Origin of the sequence: Mucilaginibacter sp., from assembly GCF_039935595.1 — a bacterium.
Taxonomy (GTDB): domain Bacteria; phylum Bacteroidota; class Bacteroidia; order Sphingobacteriales; family Sphingobacteriaceae; genus Mucilaginibacter.
The window spans coordinates 1-26,004 of the sequence record NZ_JBDTJZ010000158.1 but is presented as its reverse complement, the minus strand read 5'-3'; the positions used below and the strand labels follow the sequence as shown (position 1 = coordinate 26,004).

Here is a 26,004-nt window from a genome sequence, read left to right as displayed (position 1 = left end):
CGTTTTTGGTTATAGTATAGGTATAGGTATCAGTACCTACAAAACCATTAGCAGGTGTATAAATTACTGATACGCCGTCGCCGCTTGGTGTTGTGGTGCCATTGCTGCCATTGGTTGACGCTACTGTTACCCCCGTTACACCATCATTAGCAACTACGTTGGTGGTTACCGGTGTATTAATAGGTGTTAGGTCGTTATCCGGTATTCCTGCCGGACGGATATTTATCGTAACCAATATAGGCGATGAAACAGCAAACCCATCTGATGAGGTTAAATTATAGGTAAAGGTATCGGTACCTATATAACCTGCATTTGGTGTATAGGTTATTGATCCGTTTGTATTGTTTACTACTGATATGCCACCATTAGCCGGTACAGATACGTTGGTAATTATAGCACCGTTGCCACCATTATCATTAACAATAACAGGAATTAAAACCGGCTGACCTACAAGTGTTGTTGCAAAATCCGGCTGCCCTGTAGGCTTCACAATAATAGTTACTTTAACCGGCGATGAAGTTTGCGTACCATCAGCCGAAGTTATTTTATAAGTATAAGTATCCTTACCGGTAAAGGTGGTGTTAGGCGTGTATAAAATGGCACCCGCGGTGTTATCTATTGAGCCGGCAGAACCATTGCCCGGTTGTGTAACAACACTTAACGTTGAGTTAGTGCCGCCAGCGTCGTTAGTACGAACGGTGGTAGCTTTTGCTAAAGCTATGGTGGTAGTATCCGGATCCGGTTGCCCGGTTGGCTTAACATTGATGGTTACCAGTATCGCATCAGATTTTATACCGTCCGAACTCATTAGTTTATAAGTATATGTATCTGTACCCGTAAAGCTCGAAGCTGGGGTATACACAATGCTGTTAGGGTCGGTATTTGATACGGCAACGGTAGTGGCATTAGCCGTTTTTACAATATCGGTTATGGTACTGGCATTGCCGTTATGGCTGCCCGGCGCATCTACACCAGTTGAAGCTGGCGTACCGGCTATTACGTTGGTGGTTACCGGTGTATTTACGAGAGTGTTGTCCACATCAGGCTGCCCGGTTGGCTTAACGTTGATGGTTACCAGTATCGCATCAGATTTTATACCGTCTGAACTTATTAGTTTATAAGTATAAGTATCTATACCCACAAAGCCCGGTGTAGGCGTATACACAATGCTGTTAGGGTCGGTATTTGATACGGCAACGGTGGTGGCATTAGCCGTTTTAACAATATCAGTTATAGTGCTGGCCGTACCACCATGGCTGCCCGGCGAGTCTACACCTGTTGAAGCTGGTGTGCCGGCTATTACGTTGGTGGTTTTTGCTGTACCTATAGTGGTAACATCCACATCAGGCTGCCCGGTTGGCTTAACGTTTATAGTTACCAGTATCGCATCAGATTTTATACCGTCCGAACTCATTAGTTTATAAGTATAGGTATCTGTACCTACAAATCCCGGTGCTGGCGTATACACAATGCTGTTAGGGTCGGTATTTGATACGGCAACGGTGGTGGCATTAGCCGTTTTTACAATGTCAGTTATAGTAGTTGCGTTACCGTTATGACTACCCGGCGAGTCTACACCTGTTGAAGCCGGTGTACCCGCTATTACGTTAGTGACTTTTGCTGTACCAATAGTGGTGGTATCCGCATCAGGCTGGCCGGTTGGCTTAACGTTAATGGTTACCAGTATCGCGTCAGATTTTATACCGTCCGAGCTCATTAGTTTATAAGTATAGGTATCTATACCTACAAAGCCCGGCGCCGGCGTATACACAATGCTGTTAGGGTCGGTATTTGATACGGCAACAGTGGTGGCGTTAGCCGTTTTTACAATATCAGTTATAGTGCTGGCGTTGCCGTTATGGCTACCCGGCGAGTCTACACCTGTTGAAGCTGGCGTACCCGCTATCACATTGGTGGTTTTTGGTGTCCCTATGGTGGTGTTATCCACATCAGGCTGGCCAACTGGTTTAACGTTTATAGTTACCAGTATCTCGTCAGATGTTTCGCCATTATTAGTAATAGTATAAGTAAAAGTATCGGTACCTACAAAATCATGATCAGGCTTATACGCTATATTAGTGCCTTGTATGGTTGTTTGACCGTGACCCGCCAAAATACTCCCCAGGTTTACGCTTACAAGCGTGCCCGTGGCCGAAGCGCCGTCGTTGCCCAGTATATTGATGGTAACCTGGTCACCATTGATCAGCATAAAAGTGGTATCAGCTACACCTACCGGACGAATGTGTAGCGTAACCGTAGCTGTTGATGCTGATGTTAGGGTATTATCATGGCTGGTTACTTTATAAGTGTATGAATCAGTACCCACATAGTTATTATTGGGCGTATAGGTCATGTCACCTGTGCTGTAAGCTATATTACTTAAAGTACCATGGCCAGGAGTGCTGCTTAGTGGGTTAGTTACTGTTGCGCCTGTGCCCGCGTTAATATCATCTGTTAATATGTGGATGACGGTTCCCGGGCTATTAAAGGCTATGGTATGGCTGTCATCATGTGGCGTTGGGGCTACTGTTAATGTTACTGTTACCGCTGCCGAGGTTAATGTGCCGTCCTGGCTGGTTACCGTATAGGTAAATGAATCTGTACCGGTAAAATTTCCCGTTGGCTTATAAGTTACATTACCTGTGGCAGGGTCCAATCCGCTTAATGCTCCGTTTGTAGGGCCGCCGCCCACTATAGTTACTGTAGACCCATCGCCCGCACTCAAATCATCGTTTTTTATATTTATCAGCGTACCTGTACTGTTAAATGGTATAACATGGCTATCAGCCGTGGCTATAGGCGTTATGCCAATGGTTACCGTAAGGTTGGCTGTAGAAAGCGTGTTGTCTAACGTGGTAATTTTATACTTATAGCTGTCGGTACCGGTAAAGTTATGGTTAGGATGATAAGTTATTGTACCCGCTGCATCATTTGGTGCATCAACAGTACCATTAGCAGGGTCGTTACCAACACCATGTACCAGGCTCATGGTTGCGCCTGTGCCGCCCGCATCGTTTAATGCTACGTTGGTAACAGCAGGTGTATTGATTAGTGTTGTAGTAGGGTCATCACCACCTGTGGGCGATACCAGTACAGTTACCAATATATTTTCTGATGTCTGGCTATTTTTTGTTAAAGTATAATTAAATGTATCTGTACCAGTAAAGCCGGCTGCCGGGTTATAAGTTACCTGGTTTGAAGTAACACTTACCGTACCTCCATGACCGGTTGCGGTAGATGGCAAACCAATAGTTACTGTACCGCTATTTGCGGCAGCCCTATCATTGCTTTTCAGGTCGGTAATTACGATCTGTTGGCCGATGGTGGTGGCCTCTTGGTCGGGTTGTCCGCCTATTTTAACCGTAGGCGTTACCGTAACCACATTACTATACACACCAAAAATATCAGCTATTTTGTAGTTGATAGGTTGTAGTGCAGTGCCTGTAAACGTATTATCAGATGTAAAAGTTATTACACCGGTGGTTGCATTTAAATGGTAGGTTCCCTCGCCGGCAACAACAATATCGCCGGTACCAAAGGTACCCGGGGTATCAAAAGATGACATCACTACCGAAGTTGGGTCTAACTGATTTTCGGGATCAGAATCATTACTTTGTATTAAAATATCTGTAGCGGTATTGGTATTTACTGTTTGCGCATCTGCAACAGCCACCGGCACCTGGTCAATACCAAAGCTTACATCGGTTATGGCAGCACCCGCGTTTAATGATGATATAGTTACCGGCACCTGCAAATTGGCGGTGGCATTACCCGCTTCAACTGCATTGGTACCGCCATTTGACGGGTTGTTACTACCAAACAGATCAACAGACGGCACAAAAGTGGCCGGTAGTTGGTTGGTGGTAATATCCGTAAGTGTATGGCCTGAAGTTGATGCCAGGAACACAGAAGAAATTACTACGTGATAAGCTCCGTTATTAGCACCGGTAATTGAATAGGCCCCGGTTGTATTGTCTACCGTAACCGCGGCGCCGCTTGGATTAACTATGTTGTCTGAATTATCAACCAGGTACGCGTAAAGTGCCGGCGCCCCGCTTACCGTCCCAAAGGGCGTTGACCTATCCAGGTCTGACACTGCTGTTGCACCGTTACCGTCCCGGTAAACATTACCGGAGATGGTAGCGCCTGCAATAGTTAGCTGGTAATCCTCAATTTCGCCGTCTGATGTCGCAGTGGTAGATGCCAGGTCAATATCAGTAAGAGCGTTAGTATTAGTCAGTTGATCTTTAGAGATTCTAAACCTTGCAAAGGTTGTTCCCGCTTTTATATTTGGCAAAAAGGAATTTTTATTGAAAACAAGGCGCTGATTTGTATAACTCGTAGAACCACTCAATGTTAATGGCGCGGCGCGTTCATCCTCCGAAAATTTACCATCACGGTTAAAATCTATCCACCCATATAAATATACGTCTGGTGTCACGCCTAAGACTAATTCGTTATTTATTACCTTGGGTATTGTAACCGTTACGTCCGTATTTTGATTTACTTGTGCCGATATATCACTGGGAGATAAGGCGTCTTCATCTGGGTTATTGTTATGATCATCCGCAGTAGCAGTGCCATCCAGCGTAATATCACCATCGGCATCAACATTATTAGGAGCGGCAGTAGGGCCCATATAAAGTTTAGCTTGAGGAGTCAGTGGGGTTGGTGTTAAAGTATTTGCAGAATAGGTACCATCGGCCACAACAACGTTACTTGAACTAAAGTCATTAATATACGCCTCTGGTTTGTCAAAACCTGTAGGCGCATCACCCAAATCAAAAGGCAGAACAAAACCTATAGCAATAGCGGTTACGCCGTAACCAACCATTTTAACATCGGTTAATTTATTGGCACCACGGGCAAACATTACGGCCTGGGTTTTTATGTCACTGTGTCCGCCAACAGCGTCCATATCTACTTTAAATGATCCCGGGTTTGCGCCATTATTATCTATAGTTAAATGATATTCTCCCGCATTGGGATCTCCACCATCTCTAAAATTTAGTAATTGCCAACCTATAGGTCCATTATTCACTGCGGAAAATGACTCCCCTTGCGCCATTGATTCTGCATCCGCAATCACCATTCCGGGATAACTAACAGTTGTATATACTCCATTAATTAAAATTTGTACAGATAGTGCTATATCAAACTTCACAAATGAAGCATTTTCTGTATTTAAACCAGAAAAAGGAATACTATATGCAGGATCACTACCTGTATATAGTATATTCATACCATCACCAGCAGCATAGCTACCAGAGGTATATGCTCCCATTTTTTTAGCTACGGTGCCTGTGGCATTGTCAAATGCAGTAAAATGATCTATCGTAGCTGTTATCTGCACCGTTGGCGAATATTGCCATACGTATGTACCCGCAGGCACATCTGTAGCGGTACTTGCCGGGCTGCCCGCTGTTAAGGTAGAGCCCGCTGCGTTGTGATTCCAGGTAAGCCAGTAAATAGAGTTACGTAAAGCAACAGGTGCTGTACCACCAACTGCATACTGCGCCGATGCCCTGTTAGCTAACTGAAAAAATACCGTAAATAGCAACGCTATTTTAAATAGTAAATTTTTATTCATAATATTCTTATTGTCAAAACATTAATCAGGTTACGGCCCTATACCTCACCTTTATTCTATTATTGCCTTACCGGCGTATTTTTTATAGCTATGCGTTGCTTATGTATTTAACCCTGCCACTAACGGTGTATTTGCCTAAGCGGCAAAAACGTACCGATAATTGCCCAGGTAAACGGCAACTGCATTAACTGCATTTGTATCCAGAAAAAATGTATGTGATTTTAAGCGCCGACAGTATTTAAGTGGTATCCCGAAAAAATGTATCTGCTTGTACTAACCGGGCGCAAAAATATCAAATTTTAAAGAACTTACACTAACACCTTAGTATTAGATTTTTCTAATGTTGTTCGCAGTTTATCCGTTATATCGTTCGGTTTTTGTTAACCGGTCACCTCAATAATTTTAACCCCTTCGGGGCAAAATATTATTAGGGTAATATTTTTTCAACAGATAATTGCAGCGGAGATATTGCAAACATCGCACCTAAGTTAAAAAAGGCTTAAAATTGGGCTTTTATACCTAAAAATGAGCATGTTAAAAAGCGTAACCTATTTAAGGGCGGGGAATATGGGGAATTTACTCCACGTTGCAGTTGGGGTATTTACCCAATAAGGCATCAACAACAAATTAATTATTCATTAATTGTTTCGGTTAAACTCAATGTCTGTTTTACCATATAAACATCATTTAAACCAAGTCAAGTAGCTTTTACCCGGTTAATAACAGTTGTAACATTTAATTAATATTACAACACCTTTGGGTTGTAATTAATAAAATAATGCATCCTTTGGAGTCTCATCCCAACCCTTCTGCGATAAAGAAGGGATTTTGAAAAACAGGAAAGTCCTCTCCTTTACAGAGGATTTAGGTGAGGCTAAACGTCAGGACAAAAAGTCAAAAAAATAAATTTAAAACAAACAGGAATATATATTTGTTAAAAAAATTACAGGCCATAGTTTACATCAAATAACAATAATGCCATCAAATAAACCGGCCAACCAGTTAGCCAACACCCTTTTTAATAACCTGCCCGTTGCGGTTTATACCTGCAATAGCCTGGGCTATATAACGGCCTATAACCATGCCGCCGAAAAGCTATGGGGCAGGCAGCCCGAAATTGGTAAGGACCTTTGGTCGGGATCATTGAAAATGTTTTATACTGATGGCCGCCCTATGGATTTAGAAGCATGCCCTATGGCCTGCGCGCTTAAGCAAGGGGTGGCTATTACCAACGAAGAGATAATTATACAACGGCCAGATAATACCAAAATAAAAATAAAGCCCTACCCGGTACCCTTATTTGACGACGACGGCAAGTTAACCGGCACTATAAATACCCTTATTGATACCACCAGCATAAATGACAATTACGAAAAACAGGCCCGGCTGGCGGCCATAGTAAACACATCAGACGATACCATATTAAGCAAAACCCTACAAGGCATTATAACCAGTTGGAATAAAGCGGCCGAAAAGATGTTTGGTTATACGGAAGACGAGGCTATAGGCAAACATATCTCATTAATTATTCCGCCGGCAAGGTTAAAAGAGGAAGAATATATTATAGGCGAAATAAGTAAAGGCAACATGGTTGATCATTTTCAAACCATACGCATGGCCAAAAACGGCCGCGAAATACCCTTGTCAATAACGGTATCGCCTATTAAAGACAGTTTGGGCACCATAATAGGCGCCTCAAAAATAGCTCGTGACATAAGCGACCTACACGCTGCGCTGCAGGCCACCCAGAGGTACACCGAGCGGTTGGAAATTATTAACCTGATTACCGAAAGCATATCAGAAGAGCTTGACCTGAACAAGATATTACAAAAAGTAACCGATGCTACTACCGAACTGACCGGGGCAAAATTTGGCGCCTTTTTTTATACTACTGTTGATGAAAATGGCGAATCATTTATGCTGTATTCGCTATCAGGTGCCCCAAAAGAAGCATTTGAAAAATTTGGAATGCCGCGTAATACCGAGGTTTTTAATGCGACATTTTCGGGCCAGGGCGTGGTACGGGTTGATGATATAACCAAGGATGCCCGGTATGGTAAAAACTCCCCTCATTTTGGTATGCCCAAGGGCCACCTGCCGGTGGTAAGTTACCTGGCCGTGCCTGTTATTTCTCGGTCGGGCGAGGTTATAGGCGGTTTGTTTTTTGGCCACCCCGAGCCGGGTATGTTTACCAAAGAGCATGAAAACATTGTGGTGTCCATAGCGGCACAATCGGCCATTGGTATTGACAATGCCAAATTATACGAGGAGGTAAAGGCCCTTAACGAAAAAAAGGACGAGTTTATAGGCCTGGCAAGCCATGAATTAAAAACACCTTTAACCAGTATAAGTGGCTATCTGCAAATTATAGGCCGGTTAAAAACTGATGAACAAAGTCAGAAATTTGTGGAAAAAACCATCCAGCAGGTAAAAAAACTGACCTCGCTGGTAACCGACCTGCTGGACGTATCGAAAATTGAAGCGGGTAAACTCCAGCTATCTATAGAAAATTTTGACATTAAGCCGGTTGTGGCCGGGGCTATCGAGCTGATACACCACTCTAATGAAAATTATACTCTATCGTTAAATACTACTATAGACACCCTGATGATAAATGGCGACCCGCACCGTATTGAACAGGTACTAATAAACTTATTATCCAACGCAATCAAGTACTCGCCCGGGGCCAATAAAGTGGAAGTTATTTTAACACATGTAGGCAACAGGGTAAATATTGGCGTAAAAGATTTTGGTGTGGGTATTGCCGCTGATAAACTTACAAAAGTTTTTTCCAGGTTTTACCGGATAGAGGGCGAAAACCCTAACATATCCGGATTGGGCATTGGGCTTTACCTCTCGCACGAGATCATTACACGGCACCACGGCAAAATTTGGGTCGAAAGCGAAAAAGGAACAGGCAGCACTTTTTGGATATCGCTGCCGGTTTAACCATTAAGCGTTTAACTTTTACTCATTATAGTGTTCGGGGCCTTCGGGGTGTTCTTCTCTCTAAACCGAACACTCCATTTAGGACACTGTTAACTCACCGCGCAGATCAATCTCCAACAGGCGCTTTACTTCTTTGGGGTCGTCAAGCTGGCCCAGCAGGTGCATCATTTTGGTAACAGCGCTTTCAAAGGTCATATCATAGCCGTTGGCAACGCCAATATCCTTTAGTTGTTTGCTGGTTTCATAGCGTCCCAACTCAACCGTACCCACCTTACATTGCGATATATCCAATATAACCTTACCGCCGTCAATAGCGGTTTTAAGCATATCAATAAACCATTGGTCGGTAGTGGTATTCCCGGCACCAAAGGTTTCCATTACTATACCCCGCACCGCTGATGTTAAAATAGTTTCGACTACCTTAGGACTTATACCGGGGTATAGTTTTAGTACCGCGACATCGCTCACCAGGTTTTTATGTACTATCAGTTTATCCTCGTCGGGCTGCCTGATATCGTTAACACTAAACCGTAAATGCACACCCGATTCGGCCAAAATTGGGTAATTAGGCGACCTGAATGCCTCAAACTTAGATGAATTGTATTTAAACGACCGGTTACCCCTGAATAATTTATAATCAAAGTATATACATACTTCGGGCACCCGCGCCTTATCATTCTTTTTGGCATTGGCTATTTCAATGGCCGTCATGAGGTTTTCCTTGGCATCGGTACGTATAGCACTTATAGGCAGCTGCGAGCCGGTAAAAATAACCGGCTTGGCCAAATGCTGCAACATAAAACTTAATGCCGAGGCAGTATATGCCATGGTATCTGAGCCATGCAAAATCACAAAGCCATCCACCGTATCGTAATTAGCTTCGATTAATCCTGCCAACTGGCTCCATATTGCAGGATTCATATTTGATGAATCAATGATCTCTTCAAACGAGTGTACCTTTATTTTACAGTTAAGTTTTTCAAGTTCAGGTACATTATCCATTATCTGCTCAAAATTTATAGGCCTAAGCACCTTTGTAGCCGGATCGCTCATCATGCCTATGGTGCCGCCTGTATAGATGATCAATATTTGACTCATAAGGTTGAAAAGGTTATAAAATTAAAGCTTCTGTAAATACTATTCACACACCAAAAATATGCTTTGAATTTGCTGTGGTAATTTCGGCCACAACATCAAGGCTCACCTGGTAAACATCAGCAACCCTTTGCGCAACATATATTAAATACGAACTTTCATTAGGCTTGCCCCGGTGCGGAACGGGTGTAAGATACGGAGAATCTGTCTCTAAAACGATATGGCTTAAATCAATTTGAGGTAAAATTTTATCCAGCCCGGCATTTTTATAAGTTACCACCCCGCCTATACCTAAGTGCAAACCCAGGCTTATTGCCTTTTGCGCCTGCTCCAAATTACCCGTAAAGCAATGAAATATTCCGCGCAGGTCTGTGCCCTGCTCGGGTTCCAATACTTCAAAAACCTCATTAAAAGCATCGCGGCAATGAATAACTATGGGCAGTTTTAACTGTTTTGCCCAGACTATTTGTTGCTTAAAGGCCTGTACTTGTTGTGGTAAGGTGGTTTTATCCCAGTAAAGATCAATGCCTATTTCGCCAATGGCATATATTTTATGTGGCCCGTATGATGCCCGGATAGTGTCAAGTTCCTGCTCCCAGCCATCTTTAACCGAGCAGGGATGCATCCCAAGCATGGGGAAGCAGTTTTCAGGATACGCCTCTGCCAACTCATACACCTGTTTAACCGAATCGGCATCAACATTGGGCAAAAACAACCGGGTAACTTGGTTATCAAAACAACGCTGCATCAACGCGGCGCGTTTGCCGGCATCTTCTTCGTAATATAAATGGGTATGCGTATCGGTTAAAATCATTACACAAAAATAAAGCCTTCCGGGTTACAGAAGGCTTTTACTTAGCTTTTTTTCTTTTTTGTTATGGTCGTCTTTTTAACTGTAGTTGATTTTTTAGCCGTTGTCCCTTTTTTAACAGGGCCTTTTGCTGCTACCGGATGTTTAGCCGGAAAAACCTTTACCAGCTGCACATCAAATATCAACGTGCTGTATGGTGGTATGTCGGCTCCCTGGCCGTTGGGCCCATACGCCAATGTTGAGGGAACTATGAAAGTTGCTTTTGCGCCCTCGCCAAGCAGCAATAAGCCTTCGTCCCAACCGGGTATAACTTGCTGCTGACCTACTTTAAAGCCAATTGGCTCATAATTGCGTCCGGGCTGTACCAGCCCACCTTTTTTTGCATCGGCTTCTATACTCGAATCAAATATTTTTCCGTCAATCAGGCGGCCGGTATAATTTACCAATACACTATCGCCCGCAACAGGTTTGCGTTTTATTGATGGTAAATTTACCCTGTATTGCAATCCCGAAGCAGTTGTTTTTAATGTCAGGTTATTATCAGCTATATATTTATTCCTGGCGGCAATTTCGGCGGCAGCCATTTTATCCATCATAGCTTTACGCTCGGCAATGGCATCGTCTAATGATTGTACACGCTCTATCTTTAACAAAAACACCACATGGCTGCCTTTGGGTAAAAAACCGGGGCGGCGGGCCTCATTATCTTTAAATACCGAATCGGTATTTATTTTAACCAACGCGCTGTCTTTTTCGGCCAATAATGGGAATACATCCATCAGGTCGCCGGTTTCTTTTATTTGAACCTGTATAGGCGAGCCTGCTTTATAGGTGCTGAATAATACCGAATCTTTATCGGTTTTTTGTACTACGTTAAACGTAATTACATCATTCAGCTTAATTTTATTACCGTTGCCCGCCGTGATAATTTGATATTGCGTGCCTTTAGGCGTTGTATTAAAAAGACTTTGCGCATTCGCATTTATAGCTATCGTTATAAATGCCAGGTAAATGATATATTTTTTCATAATTAAAAAAGCCCCCCTGTTTTATCAGGAAGGCTATAAATATTTATTGGTTATTTTTTTGCCGGTGCAGGGGCAGGTGTTGCAGCCGGTGCAGGGGCACCATGTATAATGTCAATGATTTCAACATCAAAAACAAGCGGGGTAAACGGCGCAATAATCGGCGGGTTGCCCTGTTCGCCATAGGCCAGGCTTGATGGTACAATTAAAGTTGCCTTTGCACCTTTATTTAATAACATTAACCCCTGGTCCCATCCCGGAATAACTTTTTGCTGCCCTACCGCAATATGAATTGGGGTATAAGGGTTCATAGGGTTAATCTGTAGTTTTGCTTTTACAGCCTCAGCTTTAATACTGGTATCAAACACTTTGCCATTAAAAAATTTACCCACATAGTTTACAACCACTGTATCGCCAACGTTTGGTACAGCACCTGCACCTGGTTTATTTATTACATAATTTAACCCGGTTGCAGTTTTTGTAGTTTTTAGCTTGTTATCAGCAATATATTTGTTTATTTTATCGCCTTCATGGTTTTTAATAACCTCCATCTGCGATGTTACATAGGCCATATATTTTTGCTGGAATTGCTGATCGGTCAGTTTACCTTTAGGTATTACCTTTTCAACCTTTAAATCGTATATGATATACTTACTTTTAAAGCCCGGAGGTTTTGGTCGTGATTTAAAAATAGAATCAGCTGATATTTTAATAGTAGCGCTATCACCTTCGCTCAGCAATGCCATTCCCGAAAACACATCGCCCTTATATTCGGGCTTTTGTAATATCAAATATTGCGGCATCCCCATTTCATAACTACTTTTCAATATCGAGTCGCCGTCATTTTTTATTACCATGTCCAATACTGCAAAATCGCCCACAGCTATATTGGGGCCACTTTTATCTGTATGGATATTATAAAGCAATCCACCATCGCCTTTTTTAAATCCGCCATTACAACTTGCAAGCGCAACTGCAGCAAGTGCTACAACCATCAAATTTTTCTTCATTTTTATTGTATTAATAGTTTTTTATAATCAGGTAAAATTAATTTAAATTGTTTAACAACGTTAGTCAGGCTATCTGTTGATTGTCCGCCCGCCGCGTTACGGTGACCGCCGCCGCTAAAATACTTTTTACAAATATCATTTGCCGGAAAATCGCCTTTTGAGCGTAAAGAAAGTTTTACCTTATCATCGCGCTCAACAATAAAAGCCGCTAACCGTATACTGGTTATTGATAAGGCATAATTTACAATACCTTCGGTATCGCCTGTATTAACGTTATATTTCTCAATATCTTGTTTGCTAACCGCAATAATAGCTGTATTATATTCAGGCAATATCTCTAAACAATCGGTTAAACAATGACCCAAAAAGCGCAAACGGTTCTCGCTGGCACTGTTATAAACCAATTCATGTATGCGCCAGTTTATCGCGCCCGCATCAATCAGGTCGGCAACCACGCGATGTACGGCTGAGGTTGTATTGGGTAATCTGAATGATGCCGAATCTGTCATGATACCTGTATATAAACAGGTGGCCACATCGGCATTTATCAGTTCTTTATGTTTAAGTAAATTGGCAATAAAATCATAAACCAGTTGCGCGGTAGCACATGCTTTAATGTCCCAATGGCGATAATCATCAAAATCCTCGGGCTCCAGGTGATGGTCTATCATCACTTTCAGTGCCTTGCTTTCGCGCACCAGTTCGCCCATCTCATTAATGCGGCTCAGGTTATTAAAATCAAGGCAAAATATTATGGAGGCGGCAGCTATCAGCTTTGCTGTTTCTGCAGTATGCTCGGTATAAATTATAACCTCTTCGTTGCCCGGCATCCAGCTTAAAAAGTCGGGATAGTCTGTTGGGGCTATAACCTTAACGTGGTGGCCCTGCTGTATCAAATAATTGTACAACCCAAGCGACGAGCCCATAGCATCACCATCAGGTTTATGATGGGTAGTAATAACTATCTGCTGTGGCTGCGTTAAAAGGTTACTAAGCGAGGCTAACTCTAACATTCAAATTTTTAAAGAGTTGCAAAGCTAAAATAATTTATATACAAACCGGTTACTATAATAAAAAAAGCTTTCAGGGTTTAGGCTTAAAAAGCTACTTTTGCGCAATTGAATAAAAACATGGAAACCAACAAAACATTTACAATGATAAAACCCGATGCTGTTGCCAATGGCCACATCGGTGCTATTTTAGATAAGATAACCAAAAGCGGCTTTAAAATAGTCGCTTTAAAATACACTGCATTAAGCGCAGCAAAGGCGGGCGAGTTTTACAGCGTACATAAAGAGCGCCCTTTTTATAATGCCCTGGTTTCTTTTATGTCATCAGGCCCCATTGTGGCTGCTATTTTAGAGAAGGATAATGCAATTGATGATTACCGCAAACTGATTGGCGCAACCGACCCATCAAAAGCAGAGCCGGGTACCATACGTAACCTGTTTGCCAAATCAATTGATGCTAATGCGGTGCATGGATCAGACTCTGACGAGAACGCAACTATTGAGGGCAATTTCTTCTTTTCGGCTTTCGAAAGATTTTAAGATTTTGTTTTTCTCAAAAAAAGGTCAAAAAAAAATTATTTTTTTTTGACCTTTTTTTTGCAATCTTACTTAAAGTGGCGAAAGGCACCCTTTAAAGAAAAATAATCTCTTCTATCAACGCCATGTTGGCCTCGACATTAATTTTTTCGATGATCTGGGCACGCATCATCATCAACTCGTTTTTTATTACTGATGATTCTATGCGCAGGAATAGTTTTTTATCGCGTATAAAAAGTTCCTTGGTGCGGTTGGCTACTGATTTACCCACCAGATCGGGCCAATGTGCTATAATACCCGTTTCATCAAACTTGCGTTTAATTTTATAAACCTGCATCATCTGCTCAATAGCCTCTTTAAGCGATTTATCGTTAGCCTTACGCATATATCTCCCCTTCTTTAACGGTAAATAACTTAACAGGCACATTAATATCATTAAAAATACCGGGCACACGTGTAGTGCTGGTATCGGTAATAAATACCTGCCCAAAGTTATTGTTTGATACCATTTGCATTAGCTTGGTTACGCGCAGGTCATCCAGCTTATCAAAAATATCATCTAACAGCAACAAGGGTTTAAAACCTTTTTTGGCGGTTAAAAAACTGTATTGTGCCAGCTTTAAGGCTATCAGGAAAGATTTTTGCTGCCCTTGCGAACCAAACTTTTTCATGGCCATGCCATGTATGGTAAATAAAAGGTCGTCGCGGTGTATACCTGCTGTGGTACGTTCCAACACACGGTCCTTTTCGGTACTTCTGGTTAACAAGCCGGCAAAATCATTCTCTAAAAGCTGCGACTCATAACTCAGTTCCACCTGTTCGGCACCATCGCTTAAAAACTGGTAATGCTCATTAAATATGGGCGTAAACGCTTCCATAAACGCCTTGCGCTTTTCAAAAATACGCCTGCCCGATGCTACCAGTTGCTCATCCATTACCTCCAGCAACCCCGGATCATATTTGCCTGTGGTAGCAATTGTTTTTAAAAAAGCGTTGCGGTTATTTAGTACCTTATTGTAGGTTATCAGTTCGTCAAGATATTGGTTATCCGTTTGCGATATCACGTTATCAATAAACTTACGCCGTTCCTCACTGCCTTCTATAATTATACTGATATCATAAGGCGATACCATAACCAGGGGCAGCAGCCCAATATGGTCGGCCAGGCGCTGGTAATCTTTTTTATTACGCTTAAACTGCTTTTTGGTATTACGCTTAACCGAGCAGGCTATGGCTTCTTGCTGTTCATTGCGGTTAAAGGCGCCGGTTATTATAAAAAAATCGGCCCCTTGTTTAATTTGCTGGCTATCAATAGGGTTAAAGTAGCTTTTACATAACGACAGGTAATGTATAGCATCGAGCAAATTTGTTTTGCCCGCCCCATTATTGCCCATAAAGGCGTTTACCCCCTCGCTTAAGATTAATTCGGCTTGGGCGTAATTTTTAAAATTAATAACGGATAGCTGTTGCAGATACATAAAGAATGTTCCAAATTTAGCACTTTACAAGCACCCTTAATGCGGCAATTTATATTAAAAAGTGCATAATTGTGATTAATATAAAAAGCTATTGCTAAAACTTTTTAAAAAACGTAGTTTTGCAAACTTTATTAATTTATAATAGAAATGTCAAAAAACCAAGCGACCACCAATTCAACAATAACCGACGGCGAATTTGGGAATACCGGAAGATTTGTGCGCGAGAATCAAAAGAGCTTATTATTTATAGCCACCGCTATTGTGGCTATGGTGCTTATATACATAGCTTATCAAAAATTATATTTAGCCCCGCGCGAGGTTGAAGCCTCTAACCAGATGCACGTAGCGCAGGACTTTTGGGCTAAAAAGGATTGGGACAAAGCTATTAAAGGCGATGCCGGCTACCCTGGTTTTGAAAAAATATTGAATGATTACAGCAACACCAAATCGGCTAACCTGGCTTATTATTATTTAGGAGTTGCCTATTTAAACAAAGGCGAATACCGCAAGGCTATTGACAATTTAACCAATTATCGTGGTGATGATACCATGGTAGCAGCAGAGGCTTTAGGCAGCGCAGGTGATGCTTATGTTGAATTGAAAGATTATGACAAAGCCGAAACCTACTTTAAAAAAGCGGCTGACAAAGCAAAAAATAAGTTTTTAACGCCGCTATATTTAAAAAAACTGGGTTTAGTTTATGAAGCCGCTAACGACAGTAAATCTGCTGCGGAAGCTTATAAAAGCATCAAAACTGATTATCCTGAAAGTGCAGAAGCGCAAAGCATTGACGAGTATATAGCGCGCGCAGAAGCGAAGTTATAGTGATCAGTAATTGGTTAATTGGTGATTAGTATTCACTGCTTAACCAATCACTAATCTCCAATCTCTAATCACTAACAAATGGCTACCCATTTAAAAAATCTTTCTGATTTTTCCGGTACTACCATACCATCGGCAGCGCCGTATACTTTTGGTATTGTAGTGGCCGAGTGGAACGCCGAAATTACCAACGCCTTATATCAAGGTGCCTATAAAAGCCTAATTGCCAACGGTGCGTTGCCCGAAAATATACATAGCTACCCGGTACCGGGCAGTTTTGAATTAACATCAGCCGCGGATATTTTATTAAAAAATACTAACTTGGATGCTGTGATATGCCTTGGCTGCGTAATACAGGGCGAAACCAGGCATTTTGACTTTATTTGTAACGCGGTTGCAAATGGTTTAAGTAACGTTGCTATAAAATATTCAAAACCTGTTATATTTGGTGTATTAACTACTGATAACCAGCAGCAGGCTATTGATCGTGCAGGTGGAAAACATGGCAATAAAGGCGATGAAGCCGCAATAACTGCCATAAAAATGGTTAGCTTTGGTAAAACGTTAAGCACCTGATGTACGTATAACAAGCGATATGAGAAAATTAATTTATATAACACTTATAGCAGCACTTGCAATTGGCAGCATGGCCTCATGCTCAAACAGGCTTTGTCCTGCTTATGGTTCATACCCGCACGGCGGCCGCTAACAGCTAAATGTCATTTTTATAATTCGCTTCAATCCAACCGGGTTTAGGTTGTAATTTTGTGGCAGCATTGTATATATGAATTGGACTTTATTAGAATCCGCAGATCAGCTTAGTACCATTAAGAACCACCAGGGTTATAGCTTGATATTTAAACATAGCACACGCTGCTCTATCAGCATGATGGCCAAACGTCGCTTTGAATTGGATTGGGACAACCTTCCCGAAAATATGCCCCTTTACTTTCTTGACCTAATACAGCACCGCGAACTATCTAACCAAATAGCACAACTGTTTCACGTGCACCACGAATCGCCTCAACTGCTTTTAATAAAAGATGGCGAATGTGTACTGGATCAATCGCATAGCGATATTTCTGTTGATGAGACGCTTTCAGTGATTGGTTAATTGGTGATTAGAGATTAGTAGATTCTAATTATTATATTTGTTTATATGAAAACGTATCACTTCCCTGTAGTTGTTGAAATTGATGAAGATGGTGTCTATATCGTTTCATGCCCTATGTTTAAAGGTTGCCATGCAGCCGGAAAAACTATTGATGAAGCTTTGGTTGATTTGAGAGAGGTTATTGAAATGTGTTTAGAAGAACAATCTGCTGAAAATATTAACCAATTTATTGGTGTAAGAGAAATGGAAGTAACCTTGCCGGTATCTGCATGAGCGATAAGCTACCCGTTATAAGTGGTAAGGAATTAGTTGCTCTTTTAGAAAAGCTTGGATTTGTTGTTATCAGAATAAAAGACTCGCATCATCGCATGAAACATGCCGATGGCAGAATTACAACTGTCCCCGTTCATAAAAACGAACCTATAGCAAAAGGTTTGCTAAGAAAGATTATGCGAGAAGATATTGTTATAAGTGTTGATGAGTTTAATAAGCTTGTTAAATAAATTCACCCTACCCATCTTTCGGACTTCCCGACTATAACTACCACCCAAAATCAGTAGTCTTAATAACATCCGGATGCAAACTAACCGCAACCGGGCAGTTTAGTGCGGCATGCTCTAATATTTTCTTTTCCTTATCGGTATAAGTTTGCGGGAACTTTAGGTTTATAATAACCTCGGCAACACGGCGCGGGTTTTGGGCCATTACTTTGGTAACCTCACATTCTGTATTGTCAATATTTATTCCGTGTACATCGGCAGCAATGGCCATGGTGGTTAAAACGCAGCTTGCCAATGCTTCTGCCAGCAGATCAGTTGGCGAAAATGCTTCGCCCTTGCCTTTGTTATCAGTAGGCGCATCGGTAATAAGTTTGGTGCCTGATTGTAAGTGGGTGGCTTCGGTGCGTAAGCCGCCTAAATATTTTGCGTGTATGGTTGCCATGGTAGGGTTATAATAGTTGTAAAAGTTGTAAGCGTTAACAAATGTCAGGTAAATTTAAACTTAGATTTTTATAATACAATCTACAGCAAATACATTTTAACACTTCCCTGACTTCAACTACTACAACCTTTTCAACATTTACAACCTTTTTACCTATTTTTACACCATGATCGATCTCCCGGTAGTGCCTGCTAACCAACCACAACGCAAACCCGACTGGCTGCGTGTTAAGCTGCCGGTGGGTAAAGAATATGCGCACGTACGCGGCCTGGTTGATACCCATAAACTGCATACCATTTGCGAAAGCGGCAACTGCCCTAACATGGGCGAATGCTGGGGTGCAGGTACCGCTACCTTTATGATATTAGGTAATATTTGTACCCGCTCGTGCTCATTTTGCGCGGTTGCAACCGGCAGACCACTGGCTGTTGATATGGACGAACCCAATCGCGTGGCAACTTCGGTTAAACTAATGCAGGTTAAGCATTGCGTAATTACCTCGGTTGACAGGGATGATATTAAAGATGGCGGCTCCATTATTTGGGCCGAAACTATTAATGCCATCCGCCGCGAAAGTCCTGAAACTACTTTAGAAACCCTGCTACCTGATTTTAGGGGCATCTGGGAAAACCTGGAGCGCGTATTAGAAACCCGCCCCGAAGTAGTATCGCATAATTTAGAAACCGTAAGGCGCTTAACTAAGGAAGTACGCATACAGGCCAAATACGATAGAAGTTTAGAATGTTTGAGCCATATATCAAAAGCAGGCTTGCGCACCAAATCGGGCATTATGCTTGGATTAGGTGAAACAGAGCCTGACGTTTTAGAGGCAATGGACGACCTGTTGCAGGCCGGCGTACAAATACTTACATTGGGGCAATATTTACAGCCAACACGTAACCATCACCCCGTTGTTGACTGGATACATCCTGATCAATTTGCATTTTACAAACAAATTGGCTTAGATAAAGGTTTTAGGTATGTGGAGAGCGGCCCGCTGGTGCGCTCGTCATATCATGCCGAAAAACACCTGTTTGAAATTTGACCATTAGGACCACTTGAGCAAGAAAAAAATATCTCTTCCGGAAGATGAACTGGTACAGGCCTTACGCAATCATGAAAAGATAGCGATAGAAGCGCTGTATGATATGTACTCTGCCTCACTATATGGTGTAATATCAAGAATAGTTATTGATATCCCTACATCCGAGGATGTATTGCAGGAAACTTTTGTAAAGATCTGGAACTCCTTTTCAAATTACAGTGCCGAAAAAGGCCGCTTATTTACCTGGATGGTAAACATTGCACGCAATATGGCCATTGATAAAATAAGATCAAAAGATTTTAGGAACCAACAAAAAAACCACGAGCTTGAAAATAACGTAACTTTTATTGACGAGCAAAGGAATACTGTTTATAAGCCTGAACTTATGGGCATAAAAAATTTAGTGGAAACGCTAAAGCCCGAACAAAAATCTATTCTTGACCTGGTATATTTTAAAGGCTACACCCATGTGGAGGCCGCCGAAGAGTTGGGCATACCGCTTGGCACTATTAAAACCCGGTTACGAATGGCAATACAGGAGCTTAGAAAACATTTTAATTAAAGGCAGGATAAAGAGGTGAAAGACGTACAGTCATATATGGAATCAGGGATATTGGAGCTTTATGTTCTGGGCGATGTTACGCCCGAAGAAAAGCTTCAAGTGGAGGGGATGATAGCCGCGCACCCGGTTGTTAAGATTGAAGTTGATGCCGTTGAACGAGCCATGGAGCGGTATGCAATGGAGTATGCTATTGAGCCGGCCGAAAAACTACGCGACCGCATACTGAGTAGTACTGTTACCAATTTAGGCGACGACAGAAATTTCCAGCCAGCCAAGTCACAGCATGACAACGTTGTTAATATGTCTGCCTCTCAGCCAACCAATTTTTATAAATATGCTTTTGCAGCATCGCTGGCATTATTGGTAGCGGCAACATCGGCACTGTATAATGTAAATAACAAGTTGGAGCAATCAAACCAGCAGCTTTTAGCGCTTAGTACTAAAAACCAGCAGTTTGCCAAAACAGTTAATCTGAAAGATGAACAGCTAAGTGTTTTTAGAGATACCGCTTTTAAAATGGTGAGGTTAAAAGGCACACCCAAAGCTCCCGATGCAGCTATGGCAATTGCCTGGAACCCGGTAAATAAAAAAGTGATGATTGATATGGCAGCCATGAACATGCCTAAAAATGATGATCAACATCAATACCAGCTATGGGCTATTGTTGGCGGCAAACCAGTTGACCTGGGGGTGTTTGATAAAACTGCTGCCGATACAACCGATATGAAGGAAATGAAATCCGTTGCGCTTGCCCAGGCCTTTGCCGTTACACTTGAACCAAGGGGCGGCAGCGTAAACCCTACCATGGACCAAATGATGGTTATAAAAATGTTGTAAACCTCTCAATACAAATATTTTAATTTTTATTGTAACACCTTAATCGATGTTAACGTCTTATAAATACCTTACTTCAAGTATTAGTTCTTTATAAGATCAGTTAATATTTAATAAAAAACGGATGTGAATACTTGCATCCGTTTTTTTATGCCATTAAATTAGCCATCGTGGCCGGTAGTTGTGTGGCAAGTTGGCTTGGCAATACTACATTAAGTTTATGGGGTAGCGCCAGTTCGTCGCCGGCTTTGCCGTGTATATAAGCCGCTATAATAGCCGCCTCTGCCGATGAATATTGTTGGGCCAGCAATGATGTTATAATACCGGTAAGCACGTCGCCCATACCACCTGTAGCCATAGCGGCATTACCCGTTGGGTTAAAATATAATTTACCTTCGGGAGTGGCTATAATGGTATATTGATTTTTTAGCAGGATAATAACCTGTAATTCCTTTGCTTTTTGCAGGCAGGTTTGCAGGCGTTGCCACCAGTTATCATGCTCGCCAAACAAACGGTCAAACTCTTTCATGTGTGGTGTTAAAATACTGCCGGCAGGTAACTTTTTTAATAACGCTTTATTTGCTGACAATAAATTAAGTCCATCGGCATCCACAACAATGGGTTTATTATAATAGGCTAAAACACTTTTTAACAGCAAAAGCCCATTGGCATCATTACCCAAACCCGGTCCTATACCTATTGCCGAAAATTGTTCCCATTTTATTTCAGGAAGCTTATCATTATCACGGATGATCGCCATCAGCTCGGGCATATAAGCATTTAAAGCCGTGAGGCCACTTTGAGGTATGCAAGCGGTGGTCAAGCCGGCACCTGCATATACGCAAGCCGATGATGACAGTAAAGCCGCTCCCATGGTTTGATCATGACCTGCTACCAATAAGGCATGACCATAAGTACCTTTATGGCTAAAAGGCATCCGCGGTTTTAGCATCTGTTTGATATCCTGCTCTTCAACAAGGCAATAGAGCGTGTTAATTGATCTTATGAAACCGGGATGAATACCAATATTCGCTACATCCCAATATTTAATAACTCTGGCTGCTTCGGGCAGTAAAAAATTAATTTTAGGCTGCTCAAACGTTATTACCAGGTCGGTTTTTAACACTACAGCATCCGGGTTAATTTCGCCATCGGTAAAAAACCCGGTGGGCACATCAACAGCAACAACAGTTTTTTGCAGAGAATTGAGATATTCAACCAGCCTTTTATAGTCGCCCATAAGTGGCTTATTTAAGCCGCTGCCTAACAGGGCATCAATAATGATGGGGCTTTGTTCAGTAGGAATATCTTCTGTGGGTTTAATTAACTGTATGGCAAGCCCTGATTCCATCAGTCGTTTTAAATTTATATTAAAATCAGCAGACTCCTTATTGCTATAATAAGCAATTTTAACATTCACCTTAAAGCTATCGGCAATTAATAACCTTGCTATAGCCAGCCCGTCGCCGCCATTGTTTCCGGTGCCGCAATAAATGGTAATGCCTTTGTTTTTATCAGGAAAGTGCTTTACAAAGCAGTTTACAAATGCCCGGGATGCCCGTTCCATCAAATCAATGGAGGAGATAGGCTCGTTTTCAATAGTATATTTATCGCCTTCGCGTATTTGTTGGGCTGTTAGTAACGGTTGCATAGTGTATAAATTTACAGATAATGTTTTTGTTTTATAATATTAATGCCCTGCCAACACAGCGTTAGGCAAATATGCGCCAAAAAGGCTATTTTAGCTTACAGCATGAAACTAACGTATCAACCCTTTGAGCTTAAGCTTAAGCACCCGTTTACCATAGCTAAATTTTCGCGTACCGCCACGCCCTTAATGCTGTTGCAAATTACCCACGATGGTCATACCGGCTATGGCGAAGCGTCTATGGTGCCGTACATGGGCGAGAGCGTGGAAACCGCCACAGCTTTTTTAAACCAGGTTGATTTAAGCGCGTTTAAGTCCCCTTTTGATTTTAGCGACATAACTACTTACCTTGATAGCCTGGCCCCTGGCAACCCCGCTATTAAAGCCGCTATTGACATTGCCCTGCATGACCTGGACGGCAAACTCAAACAACAACCCTGCTGGCAGCTATTGGGCAGCAACCCGCAGCTGATGCCCGTAACCAGTTTTACCATAGGTATTGATGCACCGGATGTTATCCGGCAAAAAGTACAGGAAGCCGAAAATTTTAAAGTGATCAAAGTAAAGCTTGGGCGCGATACAGATAAGGAGTTAATACAAACTATCCGTTCGGTAACCAACGTGCCGCTTTATGCCGATGCCAACCAAGGCTGGGTGGATAAAGAAAAAGCACTTAATTTAATATACTGGCTGCATGAACAGGGTGTGCAATTGATAGAACAGCCTATGTTAAAAACAGATATCGACGGTAATGCCTGGCTAACCGAACGCAGCCCCATACCGCTTATTGCGGACGAGGCCGTGCAGCGTTTACCTGACGTGGAAAAAGCCAAAGGCGTTTATAATGGCATCAATATCAAGCTCATGAAATCGGCAGGGATGCATGAGGCGCAGCAAATGATCATAAAGGCAAGGCAACTTGACCTCAAGATATTGATAGGCTGCATGAGCGAAACCAGCTGCGCCACCCTCGCGGCAGCCGCCCTTGCCCCACAGTGCGACTGGGCCGATATTGACGGGCCCTTTTTAACCACCAATAATCCTTACAAAAACCCGGAATTTAGGGATGGTAAATATGTTTTGAGTGATGATGCTGGATTAGGATTAAGTCTTTAAGAGGCGTATCATTTCGACGAGGAAAAATCTTAAACGTGCGATACGCAAGGCATATAAGATCTCTTATTGCGTTTCGAGATGTCAAAGCTATAAAACGTTTATAATCTTATACCCTTTCCCATTTACATTAAACTCATCGCCAGCTTTCAATCCTTTTAATTTGATACCTACAGGTGATGCGGGCGAAATGGCAAAGTAATTTTCATTGTCAACAGTGAATGTACCTGCACTAATAGCTATGTAGAAATTGCCGTTATTGGTTTTAACCACGCTGCCGGTTTCAATTACCGTATGTTTTGCTGTTGGGTTGATGGTATTTAGGGCTACTTTTAATTTATTGGCCTCATTGAGTTGGGCCATATTGCGGTCGGTTTCCTGCTGCATCATGGCACGGCCGGTTTCATATTTATCGCCGGCACTGCTTTTGGTATCGTCTTTTGATGCCTGCTGCGCCTCATTAATACCTTGCTGCGCGGCATCCATACGCGTTTGTACGTAGTTAAGGCATTGCCGGTATAATTCTTCTTTTAAATTCATTTATCGCGTTAAAGATTGCAATATAAAGCCTTTTAAAAAAGAAAGCCCCTTGCACTCGCTGCTGGGGCTTTCAACCTAAACCTTATCACAATTTGCAAGCTTGCGCTTACATTATAACTAACGTTAAAATGCTGCGTCAAGTTGCTTACATTATCTAAATAATTAAATAATGATAATTTAATGACAAAAACAAAATTGGGTATTTTTTAGCTATAAATCATATATAAAAATGTATTTTGTGTTATTTGGATTTAATATAAATAAGGGTTACATTTGTGCCTTTAAACACTAATATGAGGCTTTCGCAACTTGCTGTAGGAGAAAAGGGAATAGTAAAGGAATTTACCGACCTTGAAATGTCTGTCAAATTAATGGAAATGGGGTGCTTGCCCGGCGAAGAAGTATGTGTTGAACGCATTGCTCCGCTTGGCGATCCGATTGCCATTAACGTAGCAGGTTATCAGTTAAGTTTACGTAAACGCGAAGCATCTACCATCATATTGCAGTAATATAATTTTCATTGAAAGCAGATATACGAGTTGCGCTTGTTGGCAACCCTAATACGGGTAAATCAACGTTATTTAACGCACTCACCGGCTTGAACCAAAAAATAGGAAATTTTCCGGGGGTTACTGTCGACAAAAAAGTTGGCTATTGCCAGTTACCGGATGGTCGCAGTGCTGAAATAATTGACCTGCCTGGTACCTATAGTTTATACCCCAAAAGCCAGGATGAGGCCATTGTATTTTCTGTATTGGCCGATCAAAACAACCCGTCGAGGCCCGACCTGGTGGTTGTTATTTTGGATGCAACCAACCTTAAACGTAATTTATTGCTATACAGCCAGGTGGCTGATCTGAAAGTGCCGGTAATTATTGCCCTTAACATGATGGATCTGGCCAATAAGGCGGGTACCCTAATTGATGTTGACTTGTTTGCCAAAAAACTGGGTGTACCTGTTATACCTATTTCGGCACGTAAATTAGTTGGTATTGATAGCTTAAAAACGGCCATTACCCATGCCAATAAAATAGCTTTCCAGGAGCCGAGTATTGATGTAGAGGCTATAGCCCCGCAATTAATTGCGCAGATAAGCAGCGAACTGAATATTGATAACCCATACTTCGCCCTGCAACTTGCTCATCAGCATGAACACTTAACCTTCCTTACGCCGCAACAATCAGCACGTATTGAGGAACTGGAGCAAATACATAATTTTCATTCGCAAAAAGCACAGGGAACCGAAACCATAGCCCGGTACAACTTTATTAACGACTTGCTATACGATACCGTTAAAAAGCCCAATACCGCCCAGGACGAGACCCATAGCAATAAAATAGACAAAGTACTTACCCATAAGGTATTTGGCTTTATTTTATTTTTTGCCATCCTGTTGTTTATGTTCCAGTCCATTTTTGCCTGGTCGGCCTACCCGATGGAGCTGATAGCTGATGCTTTTGTATGGGTTCAAAACACGTTGCACCACCTGTTACCCGCCGGACCTTTAACCAGTTTGCTGGTTGATGGGGTAATAGCCGGATTAAGCGGGGTAATGGTATTTATTCCGCAGATAGCAATACTCTTTGCCTTCATATCCATACTGGAAGATACCGGCTATATGGCCCGCGTTACGTTTATGATGGATAAGCTGATGCGCAAGGTTGGCCTTAACGGTAAATCAGTAGTGCCGTTAATTGGGGGCTTTGCCTGTGCGGTACCATCTATTATGAGCACCCGTACTATTGAGAACTGGAAAGACCGTATAATCACCATTATGGTTACCCCATTGGTAACCTGCTCGGCGCGTTTGCCTGTTTATACCCTGCTTATTGCTTTGGTAGTGCCCAACCGTAATGTATGGTGGGTTTTTAACCTGCAG

24 protein-coding genes are annotated in these 26,004 nt (G+C 42.1%); 13 read left to right on the top strand and 11 right to left on the bottom strand.

Going from position 1 to position 26,004, the window contains the following annotated elements:
• A partial coding sequence (locus tag ABI367_RS10670) for a CshA/CshB family fibrillar adhesin-related protein (RefSeq protein WP_462227412.1) occupies positions 1 to 5,590 on the bottom strand: 5,590 nt, incomplete at its 3' end.
• A gap of 975 nt (positions 5,591 to 6,565) precedes the next feature.
• On the opposite strand from ABI367_RS10670, the gene ABI367_RS10665 reads away from it, so the two are divergent.
• Positions 6,566 to 8,539 carry a PAS domain-containing sensor histidine kinase gene (locus ABI367_RS10665; protein ID WP_462227411.1) on the top strand — a complete coding sequence of 658 codons (1,974 nt, stop codon included), beginning with the start codon at positions 6,566 to 6,568 and terminating at the stop codon, positions 8,537 to 8,539.
• A 78-nt stretch (positions 8,540 to 8,617) separates the two neighbouring features.
• Here ABI367_RS10665 and ABI367_RS10660 read toward each other — a convergent pair whose 3' ends face one another.
• From ABI367_RS10660 to ABI367_RS10640, 5 genes are read right to left on the bottom strand one after another with little or no spacing between them, the layout of a single operon-like run.
• The gene (locus ABI367_RS10660; protein ID WP_462227410.1) at positions 8,618 to 9,637 is read right to left on the bottom strand and encodes an asparaginase; all 1,020 of its coding nucleotides are present in this window, start codon (positions 9,635 to 9,637) and stop codon (positions 8,618 to 8,620) included.
• 43 nt (positions 9,638 to 9,680) lie between these two features.
• A complete protein-coding gene (locus ABI367_RS10655) occupies positions 9,681 to 10,448 on the bottom strand; it encodes a TatD family hydrolase (RefSeq protein WP_462227409.1) in 768 nt (255 codons plus the stop codon).
• A gap of 41 nt (positions 10,449 to 10,489) precedes the next feature.
• Entirely contained in the window at positions 10,490 to 11,473 is a 984-nt protein-coding gene (locus ABI367_RS10650; RefSeq protein ID WP_462227408.1) for an FKBP-type peptidyl-prolyl cis-trans isomerase, read from the bottom strand.
• Between the two features lie 50 nt (positions 11,474 to 11,523).
• Entirely contained in the window at positions 11,524 to 12,480 is a 957-nt protein-coding gene (locus ABI367_RS10645) for an FKBP-type peptidyl-prolyl cis-trans isomerase (protein ID WP_462227407.1), read from the bottom strand.
• A gap of 2 nt (positions 12,481 to 12,482) precedes the next feature.
• Positions 12,483 to 13,493, bottom strand: coding sequence for a DHH family phosphoesterase (locus ABI367_RS10640; RefSeq protein WP_462227406.1), 1,011 nt, complete (start codon positions 13,491 to 13,493; stop codon positions 12,483 to 12,485).
• A 117-nt stretch (positions 13,494 to 13,610) separates the two neighbouring features.
• Here ABI367_RS10640 and ABI367_RS10635 point away from each other — a divergent pair, with 117 nt between their 5' ends.
• On the top strand, positions 13,611 to 14,030 hold the full coding sequence (locus ABI367_RS10635; protein ID WP_462227405.1) for a nucleoside-diphosphate kinase: 420 nt from the start codon (positions 13,611 to 13,613) through the stop codon (positions 14,028 to 14,030).
• 91 nt (positions 14,031 to 14,121) lie between these two features.
• On the opposite strand, the gene ABI367_RS10630 is transcribed toward ABI367_RS10635, so the two are convergent.
• Together ABI367_RS10630 and recF are read right to left on the bottom strand one after the other, a co-directional pair.
• The gene (locus ABI367_RS10630; protein WP_462227404.1) at positions 14,122 to 14,412 is read right to left on the bottom strand and encodes a DciA family protein; all 291 of its coding nucleotides are present in this window, start codon (positions 14,410 to 14,412) and stop codon (positions 14,122 to 14,124) included.
• Positions 14,405 to 15,505 (bottom strand): DNA replication/repair protein RecF, encoded by a 1,101-nt coding sequence (gene recF / locus ABI367_RS10625; RefSeq protein ID WP_462227403.1) that lies wholly within the window; start codon positions 15,503 to 15,505, stop codon positions 14,405 to 14,407. Before recF ends, ABI367_RS10630 begins: the two co-directional genes overlap by 8 nt.
• Before the next feature lie 147 nt (positions 15,506 to 15,652).
• Between recF and ABI367_RS10620 the strand changes: the two genes are divergently transcribed.
• From ABI367_RS10620 to ABI367_RS10600, 5 genes are all read left to right on the top strand, one after another.
• Complete coding sequence (locus tag ABI367_RS10620; RefSeq protein WP_462227402.1) at positions 15,653 to 16,330, top strand: tetratricopeptide repeat protein; 678 nt, start codon at positions 15,653 to 15,655, stop codon at positions 16,328 to 16,330.
• A gap of 78 nt (positions 16,331 to 16,408) precedes the next feature.
• Positions 16,409 to 16,903 (top strand): 6,7-dimethyl-8-ribityllumazine synthase, encoded by a 495-nt coding sequence (ribH, locus tag ABI367_RS10615; protein ID WP_462227401.1) that lies wholly within the window; start codon positions 16,409 to 16,411, stop codon positions 16,901 to 16,903.
• 208 nt (positions 16,904 to 17,111) lie between these two features.
• Entirely contained in the window at positions 17,112 to 17,441 is a 330-nt protein-coding gene (gene ytxJ / locus ABI367_RS10610) for a bacillithiol system redox-active protein YtxJ (RefSeq protein ID WP_462227400.1), read from the top strand.
• 45 nt (positions 17,442 to 17,486) lie between these two features.
• The gene (locus tag ABI367_RS10605) at positions 17,487 to 17,714 is read left to right on the top strand and encodes a type II toxin-antitoxin system HicB family antitoxin (RefSeq protein WP_462227399.1); all 228 of its coding nucleotides are present in this window, start codon (positions 17,487 to 17,489) and stop codon (positions 17,712 to 17,714) included.
• Positions 17,711 to 17,944: a type II toxin-antitoxin system HicA family toxin gene (locus tag ABI367_RS10600; protein WP_462227398.1), complete on the top strand. Its 234-nt coding sequence runs from the start codon at positions 17,711 to 17,713 to the stop codon at positions 17,942 to 17,944. Before ABI367_RS10605 ends, ABI367_RS10600 begins: the two co-directional genes overlap by 4 nt.
• Before the next feature lie 37 nt (positions 17,945 to 17,981).
• Here ABI367_RS10600 and ABI367_RS10595 read toward each other — a convergent pair whose 3' ends face one another.
• A complete protein-coding gene (locus tag ABI367_RS10595; protein WP_462227397.1) occupies positions 17,982 to 18,383 on the bottom strand; it encodes an OsmC family protein in 402 nt (133 codons plus the stop codon).
• 166 nt (positions 18,384 to 18,549) lie between these two features.
• Between ABI367_RS10595 and lipA the strand changes: the two genes are divergently transcribed.
• From lipA to ABI367_RS10580, 3 genes are read left to right on the top strand one after another with little or no spacing between them, the layout of a single operon-like run.
• Positions 18,550 to 19,428 (top strand): lipoyl synthase, encoded by an 879-nt coding sequence (gene lipA / locus ABI367_RS10590; RefSeq protein ID WP_462227396.1) that lies wholly within the window; start codon positions 18,550 to 18,552, stop codon positions 19,426 to 19,428.
• Positions 19,429 to 19,441: 13 nt separating this feature from the next.
• The gene (locus ABI367_RS10585) at positions 19,442 to 19,990 is read left to right on the top strand and encodes an RNA polymerase sigma factor (protein ID WP_462227395.1); all 549 of its coding nucleotides are present in this window, start codon (positions 19,442 to 19,444) and stop codon (positions 19,988 to 19,990) included.
• A gap of 15 nt (positions 19,991 to 20,005) precedes the next feature.
• A complete protein-coding gene (locus ABI367_RS10580) occupies positions 20,006 to 20,827 on the top strand; it encodes an anti-sigma factor (protein WP_462258080.1) in 822 nt (273 codons plus the stop codon).
• A 145-nt stretch (positions 20,828 to 20,972) separates the two neighbouring features.
• On the opposite strand, the gene ABI367_RS10575 is transcribed toward ABI367_RS10580, so the two are convergent.
• Entirely contained in the window at positions 20,973 to 22,475 is a 1,503-nt protein-coding gene (locus tag ABI367_RS10575) for an NAD(P)H-hydrate dehydratase (protein WP_462227393.1), read from the bottom strand.
• 102 nt (positions 22,476 to 22,577) lie between these two features.
• Between ABI367_RS10575 and ABI367_RS10570 the strand changes: the two genes are divergently transcribed.
• The gene (locus tag ABI367_RS10570; RefSeq protein ID WP_462227392.1) at positions 22,578 to 23,588 is read left to right on the top strand and encodes a dipeptide epimerase; all 1,011 of its coding nucleotides are present in this window, start codon (positions 22,578 to 22,580) and stop codon (positions 23,586 to 23,588) included.
• Between the two features lie 87 nt (positions 23,589 to 23,675).
• Here the strand turns inward: ABI367_RS10570 and ABI367_RS10565 are convergent, their stop codons facing one another.
• Positions 23,676 to 24,125: a 3-oxoacyl-ACP synthase gene (locus ABI367_RS10565; protein ID WP_462227391.1), complete on the bottom strand. Its 450-nt coding sequence runs from the start codon at positions 24,123 to 24,125 to the stop codon at positions 23,676 to 23,678.
• 293 nt (positions 24,126 to 24,418) lie between these two features.
• Here ABI367_RS10565 and ABI367_RS10560 point away from each other — a divergent pair, with 293 nt between their 5' ends.
• Together ABI367_RS10560 and feoB are read left to right on the top strand one after the other, a co-directional pair.
• Entirely contained in the window at positions 24,419 to 24,634 is a 216-nt protein-coding gene (locus ABI367_RS10560; protein WP_462227390.1) for a FeoA family protein, read from the top strand.
• Positions 24,635 to 24,645: 11 nt separating this feature from the next.
• Positions 24,646 to 26,004, top strand: a 1,359-nt coding sequence (feoB, locus tag ABI367_RS10555) for a ferrous iron transport protein B (protein ID WP_462227389.1), incomplete at its 3' end; no start/stop codon positions are given.